Source organism: Vibrio sp. 10N.261.46.A3 (assembly GCF_041472995.1).
Lineage (GTDB): Bacteria > Pseudomonadota > Gammaproteobacteria > Enterobacterales > Vibrionaceae > Vibrio > Vibrio coralliirubri.
The window spans coordinates 87,959-107,564 of the sequence record NZ_JBFRRH010000004.1 but is presented as its reverse complement, the minus strand read 5'-3'; the positions used below and the strand labels follow the sequence as shown (position 1 = coordinate 107,564).

The window sequence follows — 19,606 nt, the reverse complement described above, 5'->3', positions numbered from 1 at the left end:
GGGTGCAGCAAGCGATACGCTATCTGGCGCAACAGCGAATCTAGCGGTGAACAATATTTTCAACGAAGAATATTACGCGTGTTACGACCAATCGAACTGCTGGTTCGGTGCTGAGCAGTCTGTAGAGCTAAGCGTAAACTATGAATTCTAACTAGGTTAGGATGATCAATTTTAAAGCAGCCTTCACTGGGCTGCTTTTGTCGTTTGAAGAAATATAGAATTTAGATTGAGTAGGCAACAGTATGAATTTACAACGAATAGCTTCCCATTTTTCTAAAGTAAAGAGCTTGAATGCAAAGCTGGTGGTAACCGTATTAGCGAGCGCTTTATCGTTTAATGCGATGGCGGATTTTCAAGTTGAAGACAGCGAGGGCGTTAAAACCCTTGAAGCTCAGCCTGTTAGAGTGGCTGCGTTGAACTGGGACATAGCCGAACAAGTGATTGAACTCGGTGTCACACCAGTAGCGGTACCTGATATTGCAGGTTATACCGATTGGGTTGTTCAGCCTGCGATTCCAGAAGGCGTGGCGGACATTGGCACTCGAACTGAGCCTAATTTCTCTGCTTTGAAGAAGCTAAACCCTGATGTGATTCTTATCGCTTCTCCTCAGAAAGATCTTCAGGAACGACTTTCTGAAATTGCGCCCGTGCTTTACTACCAAACATACAGCGAACAACACAGCAATGCAGCGGCTGCTATCGAGAACTTCAAGAAGATCGGCCAGCTGCTTGGCAAAGAAGAACAAGCGAACCAAAAGCTGGCCGCAATGGATGAGCGTATCGCAGCTCTTAAAGCTGAATTAGATAAGGCGTACCCAGGCGACAAGCCGAAAGTGACCTCCTTCCGTTTTGCGAGCACCACTTCGGTATACATTTACGGCGATAACTCGATTCCACAATATGCACTTGAGCAACTAGGCTTTGATAATGCGATGGATCTGCCTGCAAGTCAGTGGGGTATCAGTCAAAAGCGTATGACCGAGCTTAAGAACGTGAAAAAGGGGATTGCGCTTTACTTTGAACCTTTCCCGTATCAAGACAAGCTAGACCGTTCTCCGGTTTGGAAGAGCATGCCCTTTGTTCGCAATGGTCAATTTAGCCCAGTCGTAGCAAGTTGGAGTTACGGCGGTGCTATGTCGATTTTGTATAACGCAGAAGCCATGGCGCAATCGTTGTTGACGCTAGCGGAGCAGTAATGAAATCCAGTGGTTTTATGATGGGGGCTGCGCTACTTTGTGCTGCCCTTGTTCATTTATGGTTAGGGCAGTCGGAATTTGGCCCTATTGGTGAGTTGCTTCAGCAAGCCTCACAGATCAGTGACATCGCTACATTCAACTCAATGGTCGATGATTCATTCGAGCTGATGGCGTTAGCTTATGTCAATTTACCTCGCTTGGTGATGGCAATCTTGGTTGGCGGAACACTTGGCACCATCGGCAGCTTGTTTCAACAATTGACGCAGAATCGCATGATGTCTCCGTTAACTTTAGGCACATCATCAGGCGCTTGGCTTGGTCTGGTTATTCTGAATGTGGTTGCGCCGATGTTGGTCGCTCAGTATTCAGTTTGGTTTGCCCTAGTTGGTGCGTTGCTTGCGATGGGGCTGATTGTTTCGATTGTTGGCATCAAAAACATGAGCGGCTTACCAATTGTATTGGCGGGTATGGCGGTCAACTTGTTGCTAGGGGCATTTGCAACGGCGATTATTCTGCTCAACGATCAGTACGCACAAAATCTGTTTGTGTGGGGAGCGGGCGACCTAGGGCAAAATGGCTGGGAACAAGTGCTGTGGCTGAAGCCTAAGCTGTTGCCGATTTTTGCCATATTCTTACTGGCTCCGCGAGTTCTGACTTTGCTTTCGATTGGTACTGAAGGGGCAGCAGCACGTGGCCTTAACATCGGGGCAACCTTCTTTGTGTTAATGGCTATTGGAGTTTGGTTAGTTTCAGTATCGATTACCTCAGTGGGCGTGATCAGCTTTATCGGCTTGATTGCTCCGAACATCGCTAGGCAATTGGGTTTTCTAAAGGCGAAATCTGAACTCATCGCGAGTTGTGTATTAGGTGCGCTATTACTTTGTGTCACTGACAGCTTGGCGATCTTCTTGGCACAATGGTCTTTGGATATGATTCCAACAGGGACAGCAACCGCAGTTATTGGTGCTCCTGCATTGATTATTATTGCGAGAAAGCAATTATCGGCTCAAGATCAGTTGTTTTTCTCGATGCCTAAAGGGCCAAAGTTTATTTCACCTGTGGCTTACTTCTTATTGGGCACAATGATTTTCGGGTTGCTGGCGTTGAGTACGTTGTCACAGCCATCTTCTGATATGGGCTATTTTGTTATCCCAGATGCATTTGAATGGTCGATTCGCTGGCCGAGAATGTTAACCGCGATATTCGCTGGTGGCGGCCTAGCAGTTGCGGGTGTGATTTTACAAAGATTGGTCTATAACCCGCTCGCCAGCCCAGACATTCTTGGTGTGTCAGCCGGTGCGGTTCTGGCGTTGATTTTCAGTAGCTTATTCATGGGTTATTCGATTCACTCATTGAGCCCTTGGATTGCTTTCTTAGGTAGTGCGATTGCGCTTTGTTTATTGCTGTTACTTGGCAAGAAGCATCAGTTTGCGCCATCGATTTTGATCCTTACCGGTATTTCGCTGACCGCAGTCTTGGAAGCTTTGGTGCAATTCTCTTTAACGCGAGTGGGAGAGGGAAAATACACCTTATTGGCTTGGTTGGCAGGATCTACCTATCGTGTTGAACCTGAGTCGGCAGTAATTATGACCATGGTGATAACGGCTTCTATCGGGGCTGCTTTGCTGTTGAGTCGTTGGGTGACCTTAATTGCGACGGGACGTCAGTTCGCGAGTGCCAGAGGGTTGAATATCAATATCGCCTACGTGGCATTGTTGTGTATTGTTGCGATCTTGTGTTCGGTCGTGACAACTACCATGGGGCCTGTCGCGTTTGTCGGCTTGTTGGCTCCGCATATCGCCGCAATGGTGGGTGCGCGTTTGGTTAAAGAACAGATCATCTTGTCGTTTTTAATTGGTGCTGCACTCATGCTATTTGCAGACTGGTTAGGGCAAGTGGTGGTGTTTCCGGCGCAGCTTGCGGCAGGGACGTTAGTTTCCATTATTGGTGGTAGCTACTTCATCTTCTTGTTATTGAAATCTCGAAGAACATAGGTTCTCCCAAAACTGAGAGTCCTTGATTATCAAAGCTACTGGCAATAAAAGATACGAATGAAAAGCAGTGAGTGGAGCGATCCATCACTGCTTTTTTATTGATGTCGTTTGTGTAAGGGAGCGGTGTTAAGCAACACAGGTCTCGCTTCTTAATGTGCAAGTTTGGCATATGTTAATAAAATGTATAATCTAAAGGTCTGACCACTTATAAGGTAGCCACCATGCCAAACCTCGATCGTATTACTTGTTCTATCGATGAAAACCAAATTGCGACGGTTGTGTTGAATCGACCCGATAAGCTCAATGCTATTGATATGGCAATGTTCCAAGGCGTGAATAACATGGTGACTCAGCTGAAAAAGAACACCGAGATTCGTGCCGTAATAGTGAAGGGCGAGGGATCTGATTTTTGTTCAGGGCTTGATGTTAAGTCTCTTTTGACCAGTAAATCTGGGGCGATGAAGCTTTTATTTAAATGGTTGCCGATATTGCCTAACGCTGCACAACGCTTTTCATTGGGTTGGCGAGATATTCCATGCCCAGTCATTTTTGCGATTCATGGTCGTTGTTGGGGAGGCGGTCTGCAATTGGTCAGCGGTGGTGATTTTAGAATTGCCAGTCCAGACGCGACTTTCTCGATATTGGAAGCCAAATGGGGTTTGATTCCTGACATGGGAGGCGCCATCGCATTTCGAGAGTTAATGCGTAAAGACCACACCTTAGAAATGGCGATGACCGCTAAAGAGATCGACTGTGAAACAGCGAAAGACTATGGGCTGGTAACCAAGATTGCCGAAGATCCTTACGCTGAAGCTTATGCGTTGGCACTTGAGTGTGCGAATCGGTCGCCAGATGTCGTCGCTGCTAATAAGAAACTCTACAACAAGACTTGGTGGTCAAGCCCTGGCATGGCAGTGTTCTACGAGACCTGGTATCAGATAAAGGTAGGGTTAGGTAAGAACAGAGCAATTGCTGCTCAACGTGAAATTCATCGAGACAAGCCACGTCCATACGTAGCCAGAAAGTTCAAATAGCGTTTGTACAGGAATAACGGATATTCCATTTGTTTATGGGGCTTTGCGGTAACCTTAGAGCAATTTAATGTCTAAGGCTAAATGAGCAATCTGATGAACAAAACTTTTACTTACTCGCTAGCTGCCACCGCAATTTTTACAAGCTTAAATGCTTTCGCAAGTGGTTTGTTTTTACAAGAAGCTGTTGTCGCCAATGCCGGTACTACTGGTGCCGGTGACGGTGTTTATACTCGTTCGGCTGCGGCGATGTGGACTAACCCTGCCACTATGTCTCATATGGGCGAAAGCAAAACGACTATCAATACCATGGCGTTTGATCTTGAGATGCAATATCAAGACAACGGCGACAAGCAAGATGGTAAAGCTCATTCAGTCATGCCTTCATTTGGTGCCTTCCACGCACATCAAGTCACAGACAAATTACACCTTGGTATCGCGCTTGGCGCAGTCGGGGGCTCTAGCCTTGATTACGGCAGTGATTGGGCGGGTGCTGCACTTCTAGAAGATATCACGCTCACCGCAATGCAAGTGAACCCATCACTCAGTTATAAGCTGAATGACCAATGGTCAGTAGGTGCTGGTGTTCAATTCAGTTGGGCTGCATTTCAACAAACGACATCAATGCTTACTGCTAAACAAGATACTGACTGGGCATACGGTTATAACCTTGGCGTAATGTACACACCGACAGACAAACTTAAGTTGGGCGCAAGTTACCGCTCTAAGTTAGAGCATGAGTTTAACAATGATGTAAATGGCGTTATTAACCAAGGCGTATTGAATTCATTATCAACTGATATTGCTTTACCTGAAATCATCGATGTCAGTGCGAGCTATGCTTTGAACTCTCAACTTGACCTACTCGCTAGTATTCAGTTCCATCGTTGGAGTGCGTGGGACGAGACAGTACTAGACTTTGGAGCATCAGTTGATGGTGACCCTGTAGGCGGAATTCCGATCAAGCGTGACTGGGATGATGTTTGGAAGTTTGCTGTTGGTGCTGACTACCAACTTAACTCAGACTGGCGTTTAAAAGCCGGTTTCTCTTATGAGACCTCACCACAAGATGATCCATCAATGCAGTGGGTTGACCTTCCGGTTGGCGAGCAGTACCGCTACTCGGTAGGCGCTTCAACGTATTGGGATGATATTTTAATCGACGTGTTCTACGAATACGCAGATTTAGGTTCTGTTGATATGGACCGTAATCTTGCTGGTAGCGATATCAATTTGCTAAACGGTTCTTTCGATGGTCGTATCCACTTTGTTGGCGTTAGCGCGACCTTCTAATGACATTACGTAATCTATTACTTGTTGCAGTGGCAATGCTTGGTTCGATGGGTGCTTTTGCTGAAGAGAAGCACCCTGATGATCCGACTAAAATCGTAACCAAAGCTGGCGTTGCTTATAACGAAGATTTGCAGTTCTCTGGGTCTATTGGTTTAGATGAAGCGCGAATGATCAATGCTCGTGTCAATGCAGACGGCGAAGAGTGGCGATTAGGCGGTTCATGGCTGTTGCCTATGGGTATCGTGAACTTCAACTTTAGCCGCTCTGAGTATGACAACGATGCTTATAAGAACAACTACAGTATTGGTACGTTTATCCCACTGAGTTATTTCGACATTGAGCCGTTCGGTTGGCAAATTTTCCCTATGGCTGGCTACAGTTATAATGATGGCGAAGTAGCGGTTTTCGATGATGATAACGTTGGCTCTGATTATGTATTGATGCCGAGTGCAACCCACGGTGGTTACATTGGCGCGTTTGGCTTAAAAACGATTACGGATGAATGGTCTATTATGGGGTTCGGTGGTGGTTCAATGGGCTCTGATGATTATTCAGGGTATTGGGCTGGCGTCGGTGCTAGCTACAAGTTGAGTGATGCTCAATCATTCAACTTCTTCACTATTTTTGCTGAGGACGATTTCGGTGAAAATAACAGTGTTGGTGCGTCTTACACCTATGAATTCAAATAGTTATTCTCATATATCGTCCTAGATAAAAAGAACTGAGTGTAGGCTCACTAATTTAGTGAATCTACACTCAGAATTTATCGCTTTTCTATGAGCTTTCTAGTGTTGAGGTCGTGTTAGCAAGCCGCTTCGTAACGTTCAACATAGCTCTGCATTACCGCGTTCATCGCTTTAGTGATATTTGCGTATTGAGCTTCTTCTAGGTTCGCGAGAGACACACGCAGAGACCACGTTGGCGCATCAAAACCCGCACCCGGCATCACAATCACGCCATGTTCTTCTGCAAGGCGAACCAAGAAATCCAGCGGCTCATACGTTTCTTCTAACCATGCGAAGAAATCGTTGCTGTGAATCGTTTGAGCAATCTCTTTTAGATCAATCTCCACGTAATAGAATGCACCGGTTTGATCGCCTTCAGCAACGATTGGCGCGGCTAAGTTCTTCTGCATCAGAGTGTGGTAGCGACGACGCACAATTTGTTTTGCGAGTCGTTTGTACTCTTCGCCATCCTTCATCAAAGACAGCAGCGAGAACATGGTCATTTGGATCTGCTGAGGTGTTGAAAGACCGGCAGTATGGTTCAATGCCACTGCACGGCTGTCTGCCACCAAACGATCAATGAACTTAATCTTACTTGGCTCAAGTGCAATGCCTTGGTATCGCTGGGTTAACGTGCTTCGAGTGTCTTCTGGAAGATCTCGAATCATGCGGTCGAAATTATTGTCTTCGTGTACGCCAATCACTCCTAAACGCCAGCCTGTAGCACCAAAGTACTTAGAGTACGAATACACCAAAATAGTGTTCTTCGGAGCCAGCATTGCCAGTGATGTGAAGTTATCAGCGAAAGTGCCATAAACATCATCTGTAAGAAGGATGAGATCAGGACGACGGTTAGCAACCTCGGCAATCTTATAGAGTGTCTCATCGCTTAATCGAACCGAAGCTGGGTTGCTTGGGTTAACGAGAAAGAAAGCTTTAACACTTGGATCGTTCAGCTTTTCTAACTCAGAATCCGGAATTTGCCATGCAGACGCTTCATCCGCCATGATTTCTACTTTGTTGAGCGCGTAATCTTCTAACTCAGGCATTTCAATGTACGGAGTAAAAATCGGCGCACCAATCGCGATGGTGTCACCAGGGTTCAATAGTCGATTGCTCTTTAGCGTGTTAAAGATGTAAACCATGGCCGCTGTGCCACCCTCAACAGCAAATAGGTCAAACTTCCCAGCAGGTAATGGCTGCGACCCCGCCATTTCTTGCTCAATGTATTTACGAGCAATGAGTTCCGAATATTTGAGCATGCGATCAGGCACTGGGTAGTTGTTACCTAGAATCCCCTCAACCCATTCATAAATAAGCGCATCACCGTCTACCTGATATTGATCCGTAATAAACTGGAAGGCTTCAATGAGGAATTGCACACCTTCTTGGTCTTCGTATTTTTCACAAAACTGAAGAAAGCGCAGGCTAATATCTTGTTGAACTCCCATTCCACCAAAGCCTTCATACCCTGAGAAATTCGATTTTGATTCTTCTAGTGCAAACATACCTAATTGGAAAAAGGCTTCACGTGGCGCTGTCGCGACCCAGTTTGGGTTACCACGACCAGCGTTGATCATGGTTTTCTCATGTGAATGCTGAGCAAGGTCGATCAGTGTGTTTTTTACTTCGAATGGGCTTAGTGTTTCTAGGCGTTTTTCATCTGTGCGTTTCATAGTCGTTTCTCTTTAAATTTGTTTAAGATCCAAGTTTGTTGGATATATAAGTAAGTTAATTTCTTTGAGCAGCTAGCCTGCTTGGCTAGCTACTGTGTTAAATCGTTAATGAATAAGTTGAATCATCAATTGGCTGATTCGGTGTTGATTACGAGATTTTGGTAATTAGGTTGATGATGATCGGACCCCATAAGGTGAGGAAGATATTGGCAACCGCATAAGTCATCGTGAAACTCGGTACTGGTGTGCTGTTTTGTGTTTTTTCTAGTAGCGATGCGAATGCAGGGTTTGCACTGCGGCTACCCGCGATAACCGCTAGCGCTTCTACTGGGTTTTTGATTTTGAGTACGTAGTAGTTGAATAGGAACGTCAGTACTTGAGGAATTAGAGTGACCAACACACCTAGCAGTAAAAGCGTTACGCCATTCTCTTTGATTGCCGTCAGCGCTGGAGCGCCTGCATTAATACCAACAACCGCAACAAATACTGCAAGGCCGAATGTCTGCATAAAGTTGGCTGCGCCGTGGTTAACACTGCCTAAACGAGGTGTACGCATTCTTAGGTAGCCCACAAGTAGGCCGGAAACCAGACAACCTAAACCTGAACCTAGAGCGATATGAGAACCACCGATAGTGAAACCAATCTCGCCAATCAGATAGCCAAGCACCATGCCGAAAGACATTGTTACGAAGTCAGTAACACTAGGCAGTGGGCTGTTGTAGCCAATTTTTTTGATGACTTTAGCTATGTCTTCTTTTTGTCCAACTAAGGTGATTTCGTCACCAATGTGAAGTTCAGTTTCTGGCAATGTCGAAATATCATGACCCATGCGTGATAGCTGAGTGATATAAACACCACGACGAATACGTGCGTTCGTTTCATCGTGAAGCTTACGTAGCGTAATACCCGCTAGTTTCTTATTCGTGAGTACGACCTTCTGTTGTGTTTGGACAACATTGCTTTCTTCACTAAATTCACCGAGTTCGATACCCAGCGAGGTCACTTTAGGAAATGCTTGAGTCAGACCAGTTAGGTAAACTTTGTCATCCGCCGCTAAAATAGGGTTCTTCGCCAAATCTAACGTTGATTCTGTGTCTTTCTGTGAGCGGTAGATCGCTTCAATAGTGAGGTCGGCATCGAATGCTTCTTCTAACTCGACAACACTTTTTCCAACAAACATAGAGTTCGCGGTCACTTGATAAGCACGAGAAGATACGCGATTCAATGCAGAGAATTCACCCTCGTTCAGCTGCTTGCTGCCTGCGCCCATTTTTTCCGCAAGCTTCTTCGCTTCTTTGGTTATGTTCCAACCCATTACCATTGGAATGAGTGACATCATTAGAATCGGACCAAGAGAGCCGAAGATGTAGGTGATTGAATAACCCACAGCAACATTTGTTTTAAGTGTTGAGGTGACATCGGGTGCTAGGTTCAGCTGATCGATAGCATTACCTGCAGTACCTATGATTGCCGATTGTGTTAAGCCACCAGCCGCAAGGCCCGCCGCTAAACCTTTATCTAGTCCTGCCCATTTAGAGAGCAACACAACTGTGATTAATCCTACAAGCGTCATCACAAACGAAGCGAATAAGCGTGTGAGTGAAGAGAGGCGGAATGACGAGAAGAATTGTGGTCCACCGTTGTAACCCACCATAAAAATAAATAAAGCAAAGAAGATGCTTTTCACTTCATTTGAAATCGCGATACCACCGATCTGACCAAGTGCTACAGCAACAAGCAGTGAACCTGCGATTCCACCTAATTCAAACTTACCGATTTTAATTTTACCGATTAAGTAACCGAGACCGAGTGATAAAAAGAGCGCTATAAATGGATAGTCTCTAAGTTGTTCAATAATAAATGACATAGTAATCCTTGAATGAAATAGCATCGCCATTGACTCGCTATTTCATTTTTTAATTTGGTTTAACGTTTGATTAAGCATTAATCCATATTTGGTTGATGAATTGATCTAATGCTTATTTTTAATGATCTGGAATTAAGCCAGGTTTCTACTTTTTATGATGCAGTCGTGATGACTTTTTGTGGTCATGCATTTTATCTTTGTGATGCTTATTATGATGACCATCAGAATGGTGGTTGACTAAATGCTTATGACCTTCTGGGTCGCCACCATGTTGACCAGAATGAGAGGGTTGATGCTCTCTATATTCTAAATGGTCTTTATTGTGCTTATGGACAACATCTTCTCCATATATACGTTTCATTTTTTCTTTAATAGCGACTTTAGTGTGATTAATTTGATTCGACATAGTTAACTCGTTTAATTGTTTAAGGAACGATGAGAATTATATCGATCGAGAAAATAGATAAATCATTTTCAAATAAAATAGCAATAAAACAAAAATTGAGTGTCGATTGGTGGTTTTTATGTAAGTTGTTGATTTAGATGGTTTTATTTTTATTTTATATAAGATGTGGTGGATGTTATATGATTTTGATTTATTGGCAGTGTCGATAGATAGAATGACCAGACTTAAAAAACAAGGTGAACACATGAGTAAGTATAAAGGCGTTATTGTTGGGTCAGCTCTTTTTATATTACTGTCTTTTGTATTTGGCTTTCATTATGTAAAAGGTGAAATGATCAAAGAGAAGGTCGCTAATTTTAAATTGCCAGCTATATCTGTAACAACGGAAAAAGTAAATCAAGATACTTGGGATAAAAGCTTGAAAGTCATTGGTAACATTCACTCTAATCAATCTATTGATGTGACGAGCCAAATGTCAGGCCAAGTAAAAGAAATTCTCTTCACTTCAGGTCAGCAAGTAAACAAGGGGGATGTTCTTGTTAAATTGGATGATGCGTTATTGAAGTCCAACTATAAGAGCCAGCAATCCAAAGTTGAATTGGCAAGAGTTGAATTGATGAGAAATAAATTGCTCCTTAGAAATAACAGCGTTTCAAAAAATTCGGTTGATAAGCTACAAGCTCAATTTAATGCTGAAGGTGCAAAGCTCGAATATATTGCTACGCAAATTGACTACATGAAAGTGAAAGCGCCATTTTCTGGCAGTGTTGGGATTCGCAATATCGATGTGGGTGATTTTATTAATTCAAGCACAGCGATTGTCGAGCTGGAAGACAAATCAAAGCAATATGTCGATTTCTCTATTCCAGAACTTTATTTACACGATGTGAAGGTAGGGCAGGATTTACAGTTTTATTCAGAAGCAACCAACGACGAAGTCTTTCACGGCACTATTTCTGCTATTGAACCGAGCTCAGACAGCAACACGCACAATATCGAATTGAGAGCCATGGCTAACCAAGCTGTGCCGTTAGAAGCGAGTATGTATGTCGACGCTACGTTAATCACATCGGAATCGGACACCATCGTGGCGGTGCCTTCTGTTGCGATCAGTTACACCTTATACGGGAATACCGTGTTTGTGTTGGATACGTCGACCAAAAAGGCCAGCGAACACACAAGCAAAGATGCATCACCCTTCTATGAATACAAGGTTGTGCAACGCACTGTCGAAGTCGGCCCTAAACAAGGTGGCTATGTTGGTGTGGTTTCGGGCTTGAAAGCAGGAGATGTGGTTGTGACTTCAAACCAACACCAACTTAAGAATGGTGGATGGGTTCTGGTTAACAACCAACATCCGCTGATCACTGACAAAAGCACTAAGCAAAGTAACTAGGAAACTCCCATGACATTTACTGATGTATTTATCAAACGTCCAGTTTTGGCTACGGTATTAAGCCTTGTACTGTTGGTGCTAGGTCTTAAAGCCTTTACATCACTGCAAGTGCGTCAATATCCAGAAATTGAAACGGGCGTTATTACCATTACAACGAGTTATCCAGGTGCCAGTGCATCCAGCGTTCAAGGGTACGTGACGCAGCCACTGCAGGCAGAAATTGCCCAAACAGCGGGCATTGATTACATGACATCGGATAGTGCTCTGGGTAAGTCGGTTATTACGGTTTATTTGAAGCTCGGGTATCCATCGGATAGTGCTTTGACTGAGATTTTGTCCCTCGTGCAGCAAGTAAAATATAAGCTGCCATCGGGCGTATTGGATCCAAGTATTCTTAAATCGACGTCTCAATCTCCGATCTTATATGTTTCATTTTCGAGTGACACATTGAAGACGGAGCAAGTCTCGGACTATGTGAGCCGTGTGGTTAAGCCGACTTTTTCTACTGTTGAGGGGGTGTCAAAGGTCGACATGTTGGGGCAAGAAGATTTTGCAATGCGAATTTGGCTGAACCCTCAAAGACTGGCTTCATATGGTTTGACGGCTGAAGATGTTCAAAACGCGCTTCGTGCAAATAACATTGTGAGTGCGGCGGGCAAGTTGCAAAACCCTTATATCGAAGTTGATATTAACGCTCATACCGATTCAAGTTCAGTAGACGATTTCAAGAACATGTCTTTGAAAGCGCACGACGGGCAACTGGTGCACTTGAAAGATGTGGCGACGGTTGAACTAGGCGCAGCAAACTATGACTCAGACGTTGAGTTTAATGGTGTGACTACCGTATCAACGGCGATCAGCAATACGGCAACGTCGAACCCGTTAACCGTTGTTGAAGGCATTTACGAATTGCTTCCGCAGATCCAAGCAGGCCTACCTGACGGTATTAAAGCGGACGTAATCTATGACTCAACTAAGTTTATCGAAACCTCAATTGATGAAGTAGCGAAAACCTTAATGGAAGCTGCGCTGATCGTTGTCATCGTTATCTTCGCCTTTTTGGGCTCAATGCGAGCGATGTTGATACCACTTGTAACGATTCCTTTGTCATTGATTGGCTCTATGTTCTTCATGTTGAGCATGGGTTTCAGTATTAACCTGTTGACGCTGCTTGCTATGGTATTAGCGATATCGCTGGTGGTTGATGATGCCATCGTTGTTGTAGAAAACACATTTCGTCACCTAGAAGATGGCACCAGCCCAATTAAGGCCGCAATAGACAGTGCACGTGAAATTGCAGGCTCGGTTATTGCGATGACCATTACATTGGCCGCAGTGTATGCGCCTATTGGTTTCATGGGAGGACTCACCGGTAAGCTGTTTACTGAGTTCGCATTCACTTTGGCGGGTTCAGTATTAATTTCGGGTTTCATCGCCTTAACGCTAACGCCGATGATGTGTTCAAAACTGCTTAATAAGTCGGTTCTCGATGGAAAGCTGGTTAAGAAAATCGATGCGGTAATTGAAGGCGTAACAGAGCGCTATCGTAAAGTGCTCGAACATGTGTTGAACAACCGTGTTTATATTTGGCCTGTGGTAGGAACGCTGCTGATCAGTTTGGTGTTCATGTTTATGAATACTTCATCTGAACTGGCACCTGAAGAAGATCAAGGCGTGATGATTGTGATGGGACAAGGTCCTGCACAAGCGAATACCGATTACATTCGCCACTTTACTCCGGCTCTGATTGACTCTATCAGCAAGAACGATGAAGTCGAAATGACCATGCTAGATAACGGTTACATGAACAACAATGCGTTCTTTGGCTTGGGTGTTTTGAAAGATTGGGATTCGCGTGAAGCAACGGCAAAAGAGGTAATGCAACGTTTCGAAAAAGAGAGTTCTGTATTACCGGGTTTGCAGGTGTATACCTTCTCTCCACCAGATTTACCAGGTACGCCGCAAGGTCTGCCATTCCAGATGGTTCTGAAAACGCCAACGGGTTCTTATCAGGATCTCTATCAGTACGCTGAAAAACTGAAAGAGTACGCGCAAAAGAGTGGCAAATTCATCTATGTACAAAACGACCTGAATTTTAATAAACCACAGGTAGAGATTCGCATCGACCGCGATAAAGCCGCTCAGATGAACGTGAACGCTCAAGACATCGGTACCGTGTTGTCTCGCTTTATCAGTGAAGGCTTCGTGAATTACTTCTCGATGGATCAGCGCAGCTACCAAGTTATCACTCAGGTACCTAACGAGAACCGTAACTCTTGGGATGATTTGAAGAACTACCACGTACGCTCTAACACCAATGAGATGGTACCGCTGGCGTCATTGATTGAAATTAGCCAATCAGTGCAGCCATCGAAAGTGGATCAATTTCAACAGCTTAACAGCGCCATGATTGAAGCGAAAATGATGCCGGGAATCAGTATCGGGGAAGCCTATAAAGTGATGGAAGAAGGGGCGGCGAAGATATTGCCTAAGTCTTATACGACGGATACTTCAGGCCAATTGAGACAGTTCCTACAAGAAGGCTCTTCACTGGTTACGACGTTCTTCCTAGCGCTTGTGATCATCTACTTGGTATTGGCAGCGCAGTTCGAAAGCTTACGAGATCCACTAGTGGTATTAACCAGTGTGCCACTGTCTATCTTTGGTGCCTTAATGCCACTGTATTTGGGTATTGATACGCTCAACATATACACCGAAGTGGGGCTGGTGACCTTGATAGGCTTGATCAGTAAGCACGGTATTTTGATTGTGGAGTTTGCCAACCAAATGCAACAGGAATTGAAATGCAGCCGACGTGAAGCAGCTATTCGTTCTGCGACTGTTCGAATGAGACCAGTATTGATGACCACAGCAGCCATGGTTGTCGGTGTTGTACCGCTCCTGATTGCAAGCGGAGCCGGTGCTCAAAGCCGTTTCTCGATTGGTTTAGTCATCACGGTGGGTATGTCGGTGGGTACATTATTCACCCTGTTCGTTGTACCAACGATATACACCTACTTGGCTGCGGATCACCGCGGGCAAGAGCAAGAAGTTTAGTCCGTTATCTGGCTGGTTATTTTGGTCGGCCGATACACATAGAAGCTTAATCAACACGAATCCCAATTTATGAGCCTTATCGCTTAGGGATTCGTGCACTCAAAATTTAGAAAATTAGAGGTTCACATGAAACTACATTACTTATTCCCATTGATCGTTTTATTCACTGCTGGCTGTTCAAGCAACATGCCAGATAAAGAAGAAATACAGAGCGTCGACTCAAACCACTACTTCATTGATAGTCAGTTTGATGACGACATGAAAGGGGTATCGTGGATAGCCAAAGACAGCCGTTCACTTCACTTCAATGAGTTTGAATTTACGACCGTTGGCATAAAAAGTTCGGGGATTGACAAGCGAGTATCAAAGCTGGTTCAGTCTCAATTCAAAACACAGCTCCACAAGAAAATGGACGAGAAGCTCGCGACTAAATTACAGGGCTACAAGAACGTATTGTTGGACAATAAGGAACTCGATATAAGCGTGATGCTCTATGACATCAATGATATTCCAGAAGACATGCGTGTGACTGAGTTTATCCCTGTGGGCTCTGTTATCGGCGCCATTAAATATGCGGCAGGTACTCGTGACCGTTCGATTCGTATATTGGCGAGTGTGGATTTGAAAGATCATGATTCATCGCAGCTCATTGGTCGCCGTATTTTCGTTGTTAACGATAATGGCGTACTTGAGAACGACAAATCAGAAATCACCATAGATATGCTCGATAAAAACCTTGAGCAAATTACCCAACAAGCAGTCGACTTTGCTTTTGAAGTGACTTATCTCGATAAAAAACAAGGGTAGTGTGATGCAAGCTCGTAAACAGAACAGCGCTAGTAAACGCATCGGGATTGGTGAAAGTCTAGCTAGACACAAAAACACGCTTGCTCTACTGGCTATCGGCCTCGTTGTGAATGCTTCAGCGTATGCTAATACTAGCGGTGCTGATGAACGAGCGGGCTATGAGCAATGTATCTTGTCTTCATTGACCAAAGCGACCAATCAACAAAGTATTGAGTGGTTAAAGCAGCAATGCGCATCCCAAGAAGCTATTATATCAAACAAAACACCCGAGAATAAGTTTTCGGGTGAAACCAGCGAAGACGGTTTAGACTCAATCAGCGAAAGTGCACTTGAGTCTAAAGTCCCGCGATTGAAGATGGAGTACACAACCGAAGATAACCCGTTTGTTATAACGCCTTATCGTTTGAACTACATTTTGCCAGTGACTCACATGACTAACGTGAATACACAGCCCTATGGGGATGAACGATTCGGAGGTAAAGCGGATGACCTCAGTGATGAAGAGATCAAACTGCAGTTAAGTTTAAAAATTCCGGTGGTCGATGATGGCGTGTTTAATCAAGCAGACAAAATCTATTTTGGTTTTACGCTCAAATCATTTTGGCAGGCGTACTCTTCTGATATCTCGGCACCGTTTAGAGAGACCAACTATCGCCCAGAACTCTTCTATGAAACACCTTTGAATATCGAGTCAGCTGATGGTGTTTGGTTCTCGCGCTTAGGTTTAGAGCATGAATCTAATGGACGAACGGCAGAGCTTAGTCGCAGCTGGAACCGCGCTTATGTTGGGCTAGGGTATACCGAAGATGATTTTGCGATTTACTTCCAGCCTTGGTACCGAATCCCAGAATCGAGCAGTAGCGATGACAACCCTGATATTCAAGATTATCTCGGTCACTACGAATTGTCTGGCGCCTACAAATGGGATGGTTTCGAGGTTTCAGCATTGGGTCGTTATAACTTTCAAACCGGTTATGGCGGAATACAGACATCACTCAGCTTTCCTCTTTATGGCCGGCTTCAAGGGTATGTCCAGTACTACAAAGGCTATGGAGAAAGCTTGATTGATTATGACTACAACAGTGAAAGAATTGGTGTGGGTATTCTGCTAACCAATGCGTTGTAGCGGTTATCGCTTTTTATCAAAGATTTAGCGATTAACGATTACTTATTTCAGGGATAACAGAAAAACACACCGCCTGAGTAAGCGGTGTGTTTGCCTTATTAATCATTGGTTGATACCCAATTTGGATTCAATCTCGGTGACGTTACTTTTGAAAAACATGGTTTGGGCGACTTTCAAAACCACAGAGTGACCAGATTCCAATATCGCTTCATAGTAGTATTCTTCTGCCATTGAAGGGTTGCCTTGAGACTCTTCAATTTTTGCCAATATAATCATGGACATAACACTGTATTCATTTCTCGGTATCAAGTTCAGGTAGTAATCGGCTTGGTCTGGATCATCTTCAGTGAGGAAGTAGGCTGCTAACGCGTCATAGACTCGGTAGGAGTTAGCATTGTTCTGAGCATTTAATAACTGCTTTTTAAATTTCTTATTGAGCGCTTCAACCTGCTTATTCTTATGTTTCGATCTCAATATAAAAATATCAGCAAGCTCATACATGTAGCGACTCGACATAACAAAATGGTTGTCGGGTTCTAGCTCATTGGCTTGGGCTATCTTAGATAAGGTGTCGGTTCTGTCTAACGTCATGAAGGTGAGCCCGAGCGCTTCAAGGGTAAGTTTTAAGGCTTCTTCTTGTTTGGGTAACTCGGATATTTGCTGCTTCAATATCGATTTTTGAATATCCATATTAAATGAATCCAATAGGTCATCGAGCATTGAACGCATGGTCGTGTGGAGTGAAGCTGGGTCAATCAGGTAATCTCGACCTAGGTGTCTGAAGTTAGAAATTCGGTTGAAGTAGGTGATATCAAGGTATTCTCTGTCACCATCGATTTCACTCTTGAAACTGATCACATTGGCTGAATTCGGCACCAAGGTTTCATCGACTACGACACGAAAATCGCGATAGGTGGTCAAGTAGCTCATTAATTTATGGATAATCCCACGCTTAAAGGCATCCGTCTTCAAGTTGTCATCGATACTTACGTAGATATATCTAGGTTCTAAAGACAAGTAGTGAACAGATTCGTGTGCTTTATGGGCATCTACATTTTGACTGCTTGTCGTCTGGTTAGAGCGACTTTGTTTCGTTAACTGATTTGAGTCAGCGAGTGGTTGGTTTGATTCATTAGCTGCGGTATTTAAACCACTTAAATTCGAGTCGTTTGATGTAGAGCTGGTCGGTTTTAACATCCACCAAATAAGTCCAAGCGCGATAACTAAAACGCCCCCGAGCATCACTGTACGCGACGGTCTTTTTTTAGGTTGATTTGCTGCAATAGGCGCTTGTTTGTCGTTAGCCGTTTTATTTACAGGGGATTGTTGAATGGGCAGAACTGTACTCGAATCGGTATGGCTTGAATGGACATGGCTCGAATTGCTAGGTTTTGAATCAACAGGCTTAGTAGGTTCTTGCGAAGCAGGTTGTTCTGAGGTGGGTTCGACTGAACTCTCTTTGGGTTCGATTTGTTGGTTTTTATCCTCATCCAAAACTGGCGACGTATCTGGTGCTTCTGACTGAATTGAAGGAGAGGGCTCTACATCTGCAACGGACACGGTATTTGTCGTGACGCTAGCAGGCACCAAGATGGTTTTGTGGACATCAACATCCAATTTATAACCGCGTTTGGGCACGGTGATGATGTGTCCCATGGAGTGTCGTTCAGCCGCTTTGAGTATTTTTCGCAGTTCAAAAATGGCTTGCGTGATCACCTGATCCGTCAAGATTGAGCCATTCCAGACTTCATTAATGAGCTCATCTCGTGAGAATACGATCTTAGGATTTTGGCAGAAAAAGTTGAGTAGCTTAGACAAGCGATTGTCGATAATCACGTCTTCTTCGTTCATGATGAGTTTGTCTTCATCAGGAATAAACAACCACACGTCGAAAGAATATTGAATGCGTTCTTTTTTCATAACCACCGAGACTAAGTCATTGTATTAAAATTACTTTAGTAGACATGTTGGGGCAATTCAATTAACCAATGTCTAATTATGATACATGGTCGTGCTTTTGAGTAGATTAGTGAGAACCAGCAAAAACTTAAAAATAATATTGAGACTTATTCTCATTTATTGATCTCGATAAAGGAACGGTTTAGATTGTCTGGTTAGTATCACTACAACATGAATATTATGAGGTTTTTTATGAGTACGGTCGTTGTATGGGGAGCAGGAAGTGGGCTAGGCGCTGCAATCGTTGAGCATTTTCACAAACAAGATTATCAAGTGATAGCCGTTGCGAGAAACCCAGAGAAGAACACGCGTTTAGCTGAACTTGGTATCACCACACTACGCTGTGATGCTACCGATAAAGAACAAGTTGAATCTGTGGTCGCTCAGTTACCTAAATCTGCACTTGTCGTTTCTAGCATGGGCAGCTTCAGAGCTGACATTCCTGTTGATTACATTGGACACAGACATCTAACAGATGCGCTTGAAGCCAATGGCATCGCTCGATTTATACTGGTAACGTCGTTGGGTTGTGGTGACTCTTGGCAGTATTTGTCGGAGCGATCTAGAAAAGGGTTTGGCGCAGCAGTTCGTGAAAAGTCGTTGGCTGAAGCTTGGTTAGCCTCGAGCTCTCTGGATTACACCATCTTACGTCCGGGTGGCTTGATAGACGGCGAGGTAACTGGCAATGGTGAGCTGTCCCAACAGGTCGAAGTTCATGGTGTGATTTACAGACAAGAAGTGGCGCGCCTTATCGAAGCCTTCTTTACCAATGAAGCGAGCATTGGGCAGATCTATCAGTGTGTTGATCCTACGGTTAAATATGGATAACGCTGTTAAGTCTGATTTTAATAAAGTCTTCAAGCTATAAGCCTATAAATTTGTGAAGCCGTTTAGTGAAACTAAGTGGCTTCTGTTTACTTCCTTTGTTTCCTCTAATTTCTCTTTTCTCATCTTTTGCTGTCTCTTTCTGCCTTTTTCCATATGAGAGTGCCGCTCTCTTAATCTAGATTAAGTTTTCCCTGTCTTATTCTCTGTAGTATCCGCCTGAATCAGTGCCCATGCTTAATGGGTAA

Annotated in this window: 14 protein-coding genes; 10 read left to right on the top strand and 4 right to left on the bottom strand. The window is 44.1% G+C overall.

The genetic code is table 11. From position 1 onward, the window contains the following. Positions 1-242: 242 nt before the first annotated feature. From AB4484_RS01760 to AB4484_RS01740, 5 genes are all read left to right on the top strand, one after another. A complete protein-coding gene (locus AB4484_RS01760) occupies positions 243-1,196 on the top strand; it encodes an iron-siderophore ABC transporter substrate-binding protein (RefSeq protein ID WP_372076167.1) in 954 nt (317 codons plus the stop codon). Beyond that, a complete protein-coding gene (gene fhuB / locus AB4484_RS01755) occupies positions 1,196-3,190 on the top strand; it encodes a Fe(3+)-hydroxamate ABC transporter permease FhuB (protein WP_061040142.1) in 1,995 nt (664 codons plus the stop codon). The genes AB4484_RS01760 and fhuB overlap by 1 nt, the downstream gene beginning before the upstream one ends. 221 nt (positions 3,191-3,411) lie before the next feature. Then, positions 3,412-4,224 carry a crotonase/enoyl-CoA hydratase family protein gene (locus AB4484_RS01750; protein WP_050633006.1) on the top strand — a complete coding sequence of 271 codons (813 nt, stop codon included), beginning with the start codon at positions 3,412-3,414 and terminating at the stop codon, positions 4,222-4,224. Positions 4,225-4,317: 93 nt separating this feature from the next. Beyond that, positions 4,318-5,514 (top strand): OmpP1/FadL family transporter, encoded by a 1,197-nt coding sequence (locus AB4484_RS01745; protein ID WP_050633007.1) that lies wholly within the window; start codon positions 4,318-4,320, stop codon positions 5,512-5,514. Beyond that, positions 5,514-6,203, top strand: a complete 690-nt coding sequence (locus AB4484_RS01740) for a hypothetical protein (protein WP_050633008.1) — start codon at positions 5,514-5,516, stop codon at positions 6,201-6,203. Before AB4484_RS01745 ends, AB4484_RS01740 begins: the two co-directional genes overlap by 1 nt. 113 nt (positions 6,204-6,316) lie before the next feature. Here the strand turns inward: AB4484_RS01740 and AB4484_RS01735 are convergent, their stop codons facing one another. The 3 genes from AB4484_RS01735 to AB4484_RS01725 all read right to left on the bottom strand — a co-directional run bounded on the left by AB4484_RS01735 (position 6,317) and on the right by AB4484_RS01725 (position 10,188). Further along, positions 6,317-7,915, bottom strand: a complete 1,599-nt coding sequence (locus AB4484_RS01735; protein ID WP_050633009.1) for a bifunctional aspartate transaminase/aspartate 4-decarboxylase — start codon at positions 7,913-7,915, stop codon at positions 6,317-6,319. A 148-nt stretch (positions 7,916-8,063) separates the two neighbouring features. After that, positions 8,064-9,782: an aspartate-alanine antiporter gene (gene aspT / locus AB4484_RS01730; RefSeq protein WP_372076164.1), complete on the bottom strand. Its 1,719-nt coding sequence runs from the start codon at positions 9,780-9,782 to the stop codon at positions 8,064-8,066. A 145-nt stretch (positions 9,783-9,927) separates the two neighbouring features. After that, a complete protein-coding gene (locus tag AB4484_RS01725) occupies positions 9,928-10,188 on the bottom strand; it encodes a hypothetical protein (protein WP_050645612.1) in 261 nt (86 codons plus the stop codon). Between the two features lie 172 nt (positions 10,189-10,360). On the opposite strand from AB4484_RS01725, the gene AB4484_RS01720 reads away from it, so the two are divergent. From AB4484_RS01720 to AB4484_RS01705, 4 genes are all read left to right on the top strand, one after another. Beyond that, positions 10,361-11,584 carry an efflux RND transporter periplasmic adaptor subunit gene (locus AB4484_RS01720; RefSeq protein ID WP_372076162.1) on the top strand — a complete coding sequence of 408 codons (1,224 nt, stop codon included), beginning with the start codon at positions 10,361-10,363 and terminating at the stop codon, positions 11,582-11,584. Between the two features lie 9 nt (positions 11,585-11,593). Beyond that, entirely contained in the window at positions 11,594-14,641 is a 3,048-nt protein-coding gene (locus AB4484_RS01715; protein ID WP_086774801.1) for an efflux RND transporter permease subunit, read from the top strand. Positions 14,642-14,767: 126 nt separating this feature from the next. Further along, positions 14,768-15,448: a hypothetical protein gene (locus tag AB4484_RS01710; RefSeq protein ID WP_372076160.1), complete on the top strand. Its 681-nt coding sequence runs from the start codon at positions 14,768-14,770 to the stop codon at positions 15,446-15,448. A 4-nt stretch (positions 15,449-15,452) separates the two neighbouring features. Further along, positions 15,453-16,574: a phospholipase A gene (locus AB4484_RS01705; RefSeq protein WP_372076158.1), complete on the top strand. Its 1,122-nt coding sequence runs from the start codon at positions 15,453-15,455 to the stop codon at positions 16,572-16,574. A 102-nt stretch (positions 16,575-16,676) separates the two neighbouring features. Here the strand turns inward: AB4484_RS01705 and AB4484_RS01700 are convergent, their stop codons facing one another. Then, positions 16,677-18,494, bottom strand: a complete 1,818-nt coding sequence (locus AB4484_RS01700) for a winged helix-turn-helix domain-containing protein (protein ID WP_372076156.1) — start codon at positions 18,492-18,494, stop codon at positions 16,677-16,679. 231 nt (positions 18,495-18,725) lie between these two features. Between AB4484_RS01700 and AB4484_RS01695 the strand changes: the two genes are divergently transcribed. Beyond that, a complete protein-coding gene (locus AB4484_RS01695) occupies positions 18,726-19,361 on the top strand; it encodes an SDR family oxidoreductase (protein WP_372076154.1) in 636 nt (211 codons plus the stop codon). Positions 19,362-19,606 lie beyond the last annotated feature (245 nt).

Excerpts from the sequence above, each read along its gene's own strand:
- fhuB (WP_061040142.1), top strand. The coding sequence starts at position 1,196 with ATGAAATCCAGTGGTTTTATGATGGGGGCTGCGCTACTTTGTGCTGCC.
- AB4484_RS01735 (WP_050633009.1), bottom strand. The coding sequence starts at position 7,915 with ATGAAACGCACAGATGAAAAACGCCTAGAAACACTAAGCCCATTCGAA.
- AB4484_RS01700 (WP_372076156.1), bottom strand. The coding sequence starts at position 18,494 with ATGAAAAAAGAACGCATTCAATATTCTTTCGACGTGTGGTTGTTTATT.
- AB4484_RS01725 (WP_050645612.1), bottom strand. The coding sequence starts at position 10,188 with ATGTCGAATCAAATTAATCACACTAAAGTCGCTATTAAAGAAAAAATG.
- AB4484_RS01705 (WP_372076158.1), top strand. The coding sequence starts at position 15,453 with ATGCAAGCTCGTAAACAGAACAGCGCTAGTAAACGCATCGGGATTGGT.
- AB4484_RS01720 (WP_372076162.1), top strand. The coding sequence starts at position 10,361 with ATGTTATATGATTTTGATTTATTGGCAGTGTCGATAGATAGAATGACC.
- AB4484_RS01750 (WP_050633006.1), top strand. The coding sequence starts at position 3,412 with ATGCCAAACCTCGATCGTATTACTTGTTCTATCGATGAAAACCAAATT.
- AB4484_RS01715 (WP_086774801.1), top strand. The coding sequence starts at position 11,594 with ATGACATTTACTGATGTATTTATCAAACGTCCAGTTTTGGCTACGGTA.
- AB4484_RS01740 (WP_050633008.1), top strand. The coding sequence starts at position 5,514 with ATGACATTACGTAATCTATTACTTGTTGCAGTGGCAATGCTTGGTTCG.
- aspT (WP_372076164.1), bottom strand. The coding sequence starts at position 9,782 with ATGTCATTTATTATTGAACAACTTAGAGACTATCCATTTATAGCGCTC.
- AB4484_RS01760 (WP_372076167.1), top strand. The coding sequence starts at position 243 with ATGAATTTACAACGAATAGCTTCCCATTTTTCTAAAGTAAAGAGCTTG.
- AB4484_RS01710 (WP_372076160.1), top strand. The coding sequence starts at position 14,768 with ATGAAACTACATTACTTATTCCCATTGATCGTTTTATTCACTGCTGGC.
- AB4484_RS01745 (WP_050633007.1), top strand. The coding sequence starts at position 4,318 with ATGAACAAAACTTTTACTTACTCGCTAGCTGCCACCGCAATTTTTACA.
- AB4484_RS01695 (WP_372076154.1), top strand. The coding sequence starts at position 18,726 with ATGAGTACGGTCGTTGTATGGGGAGCAGGAAGTGGGCTAGGCGCTGCA.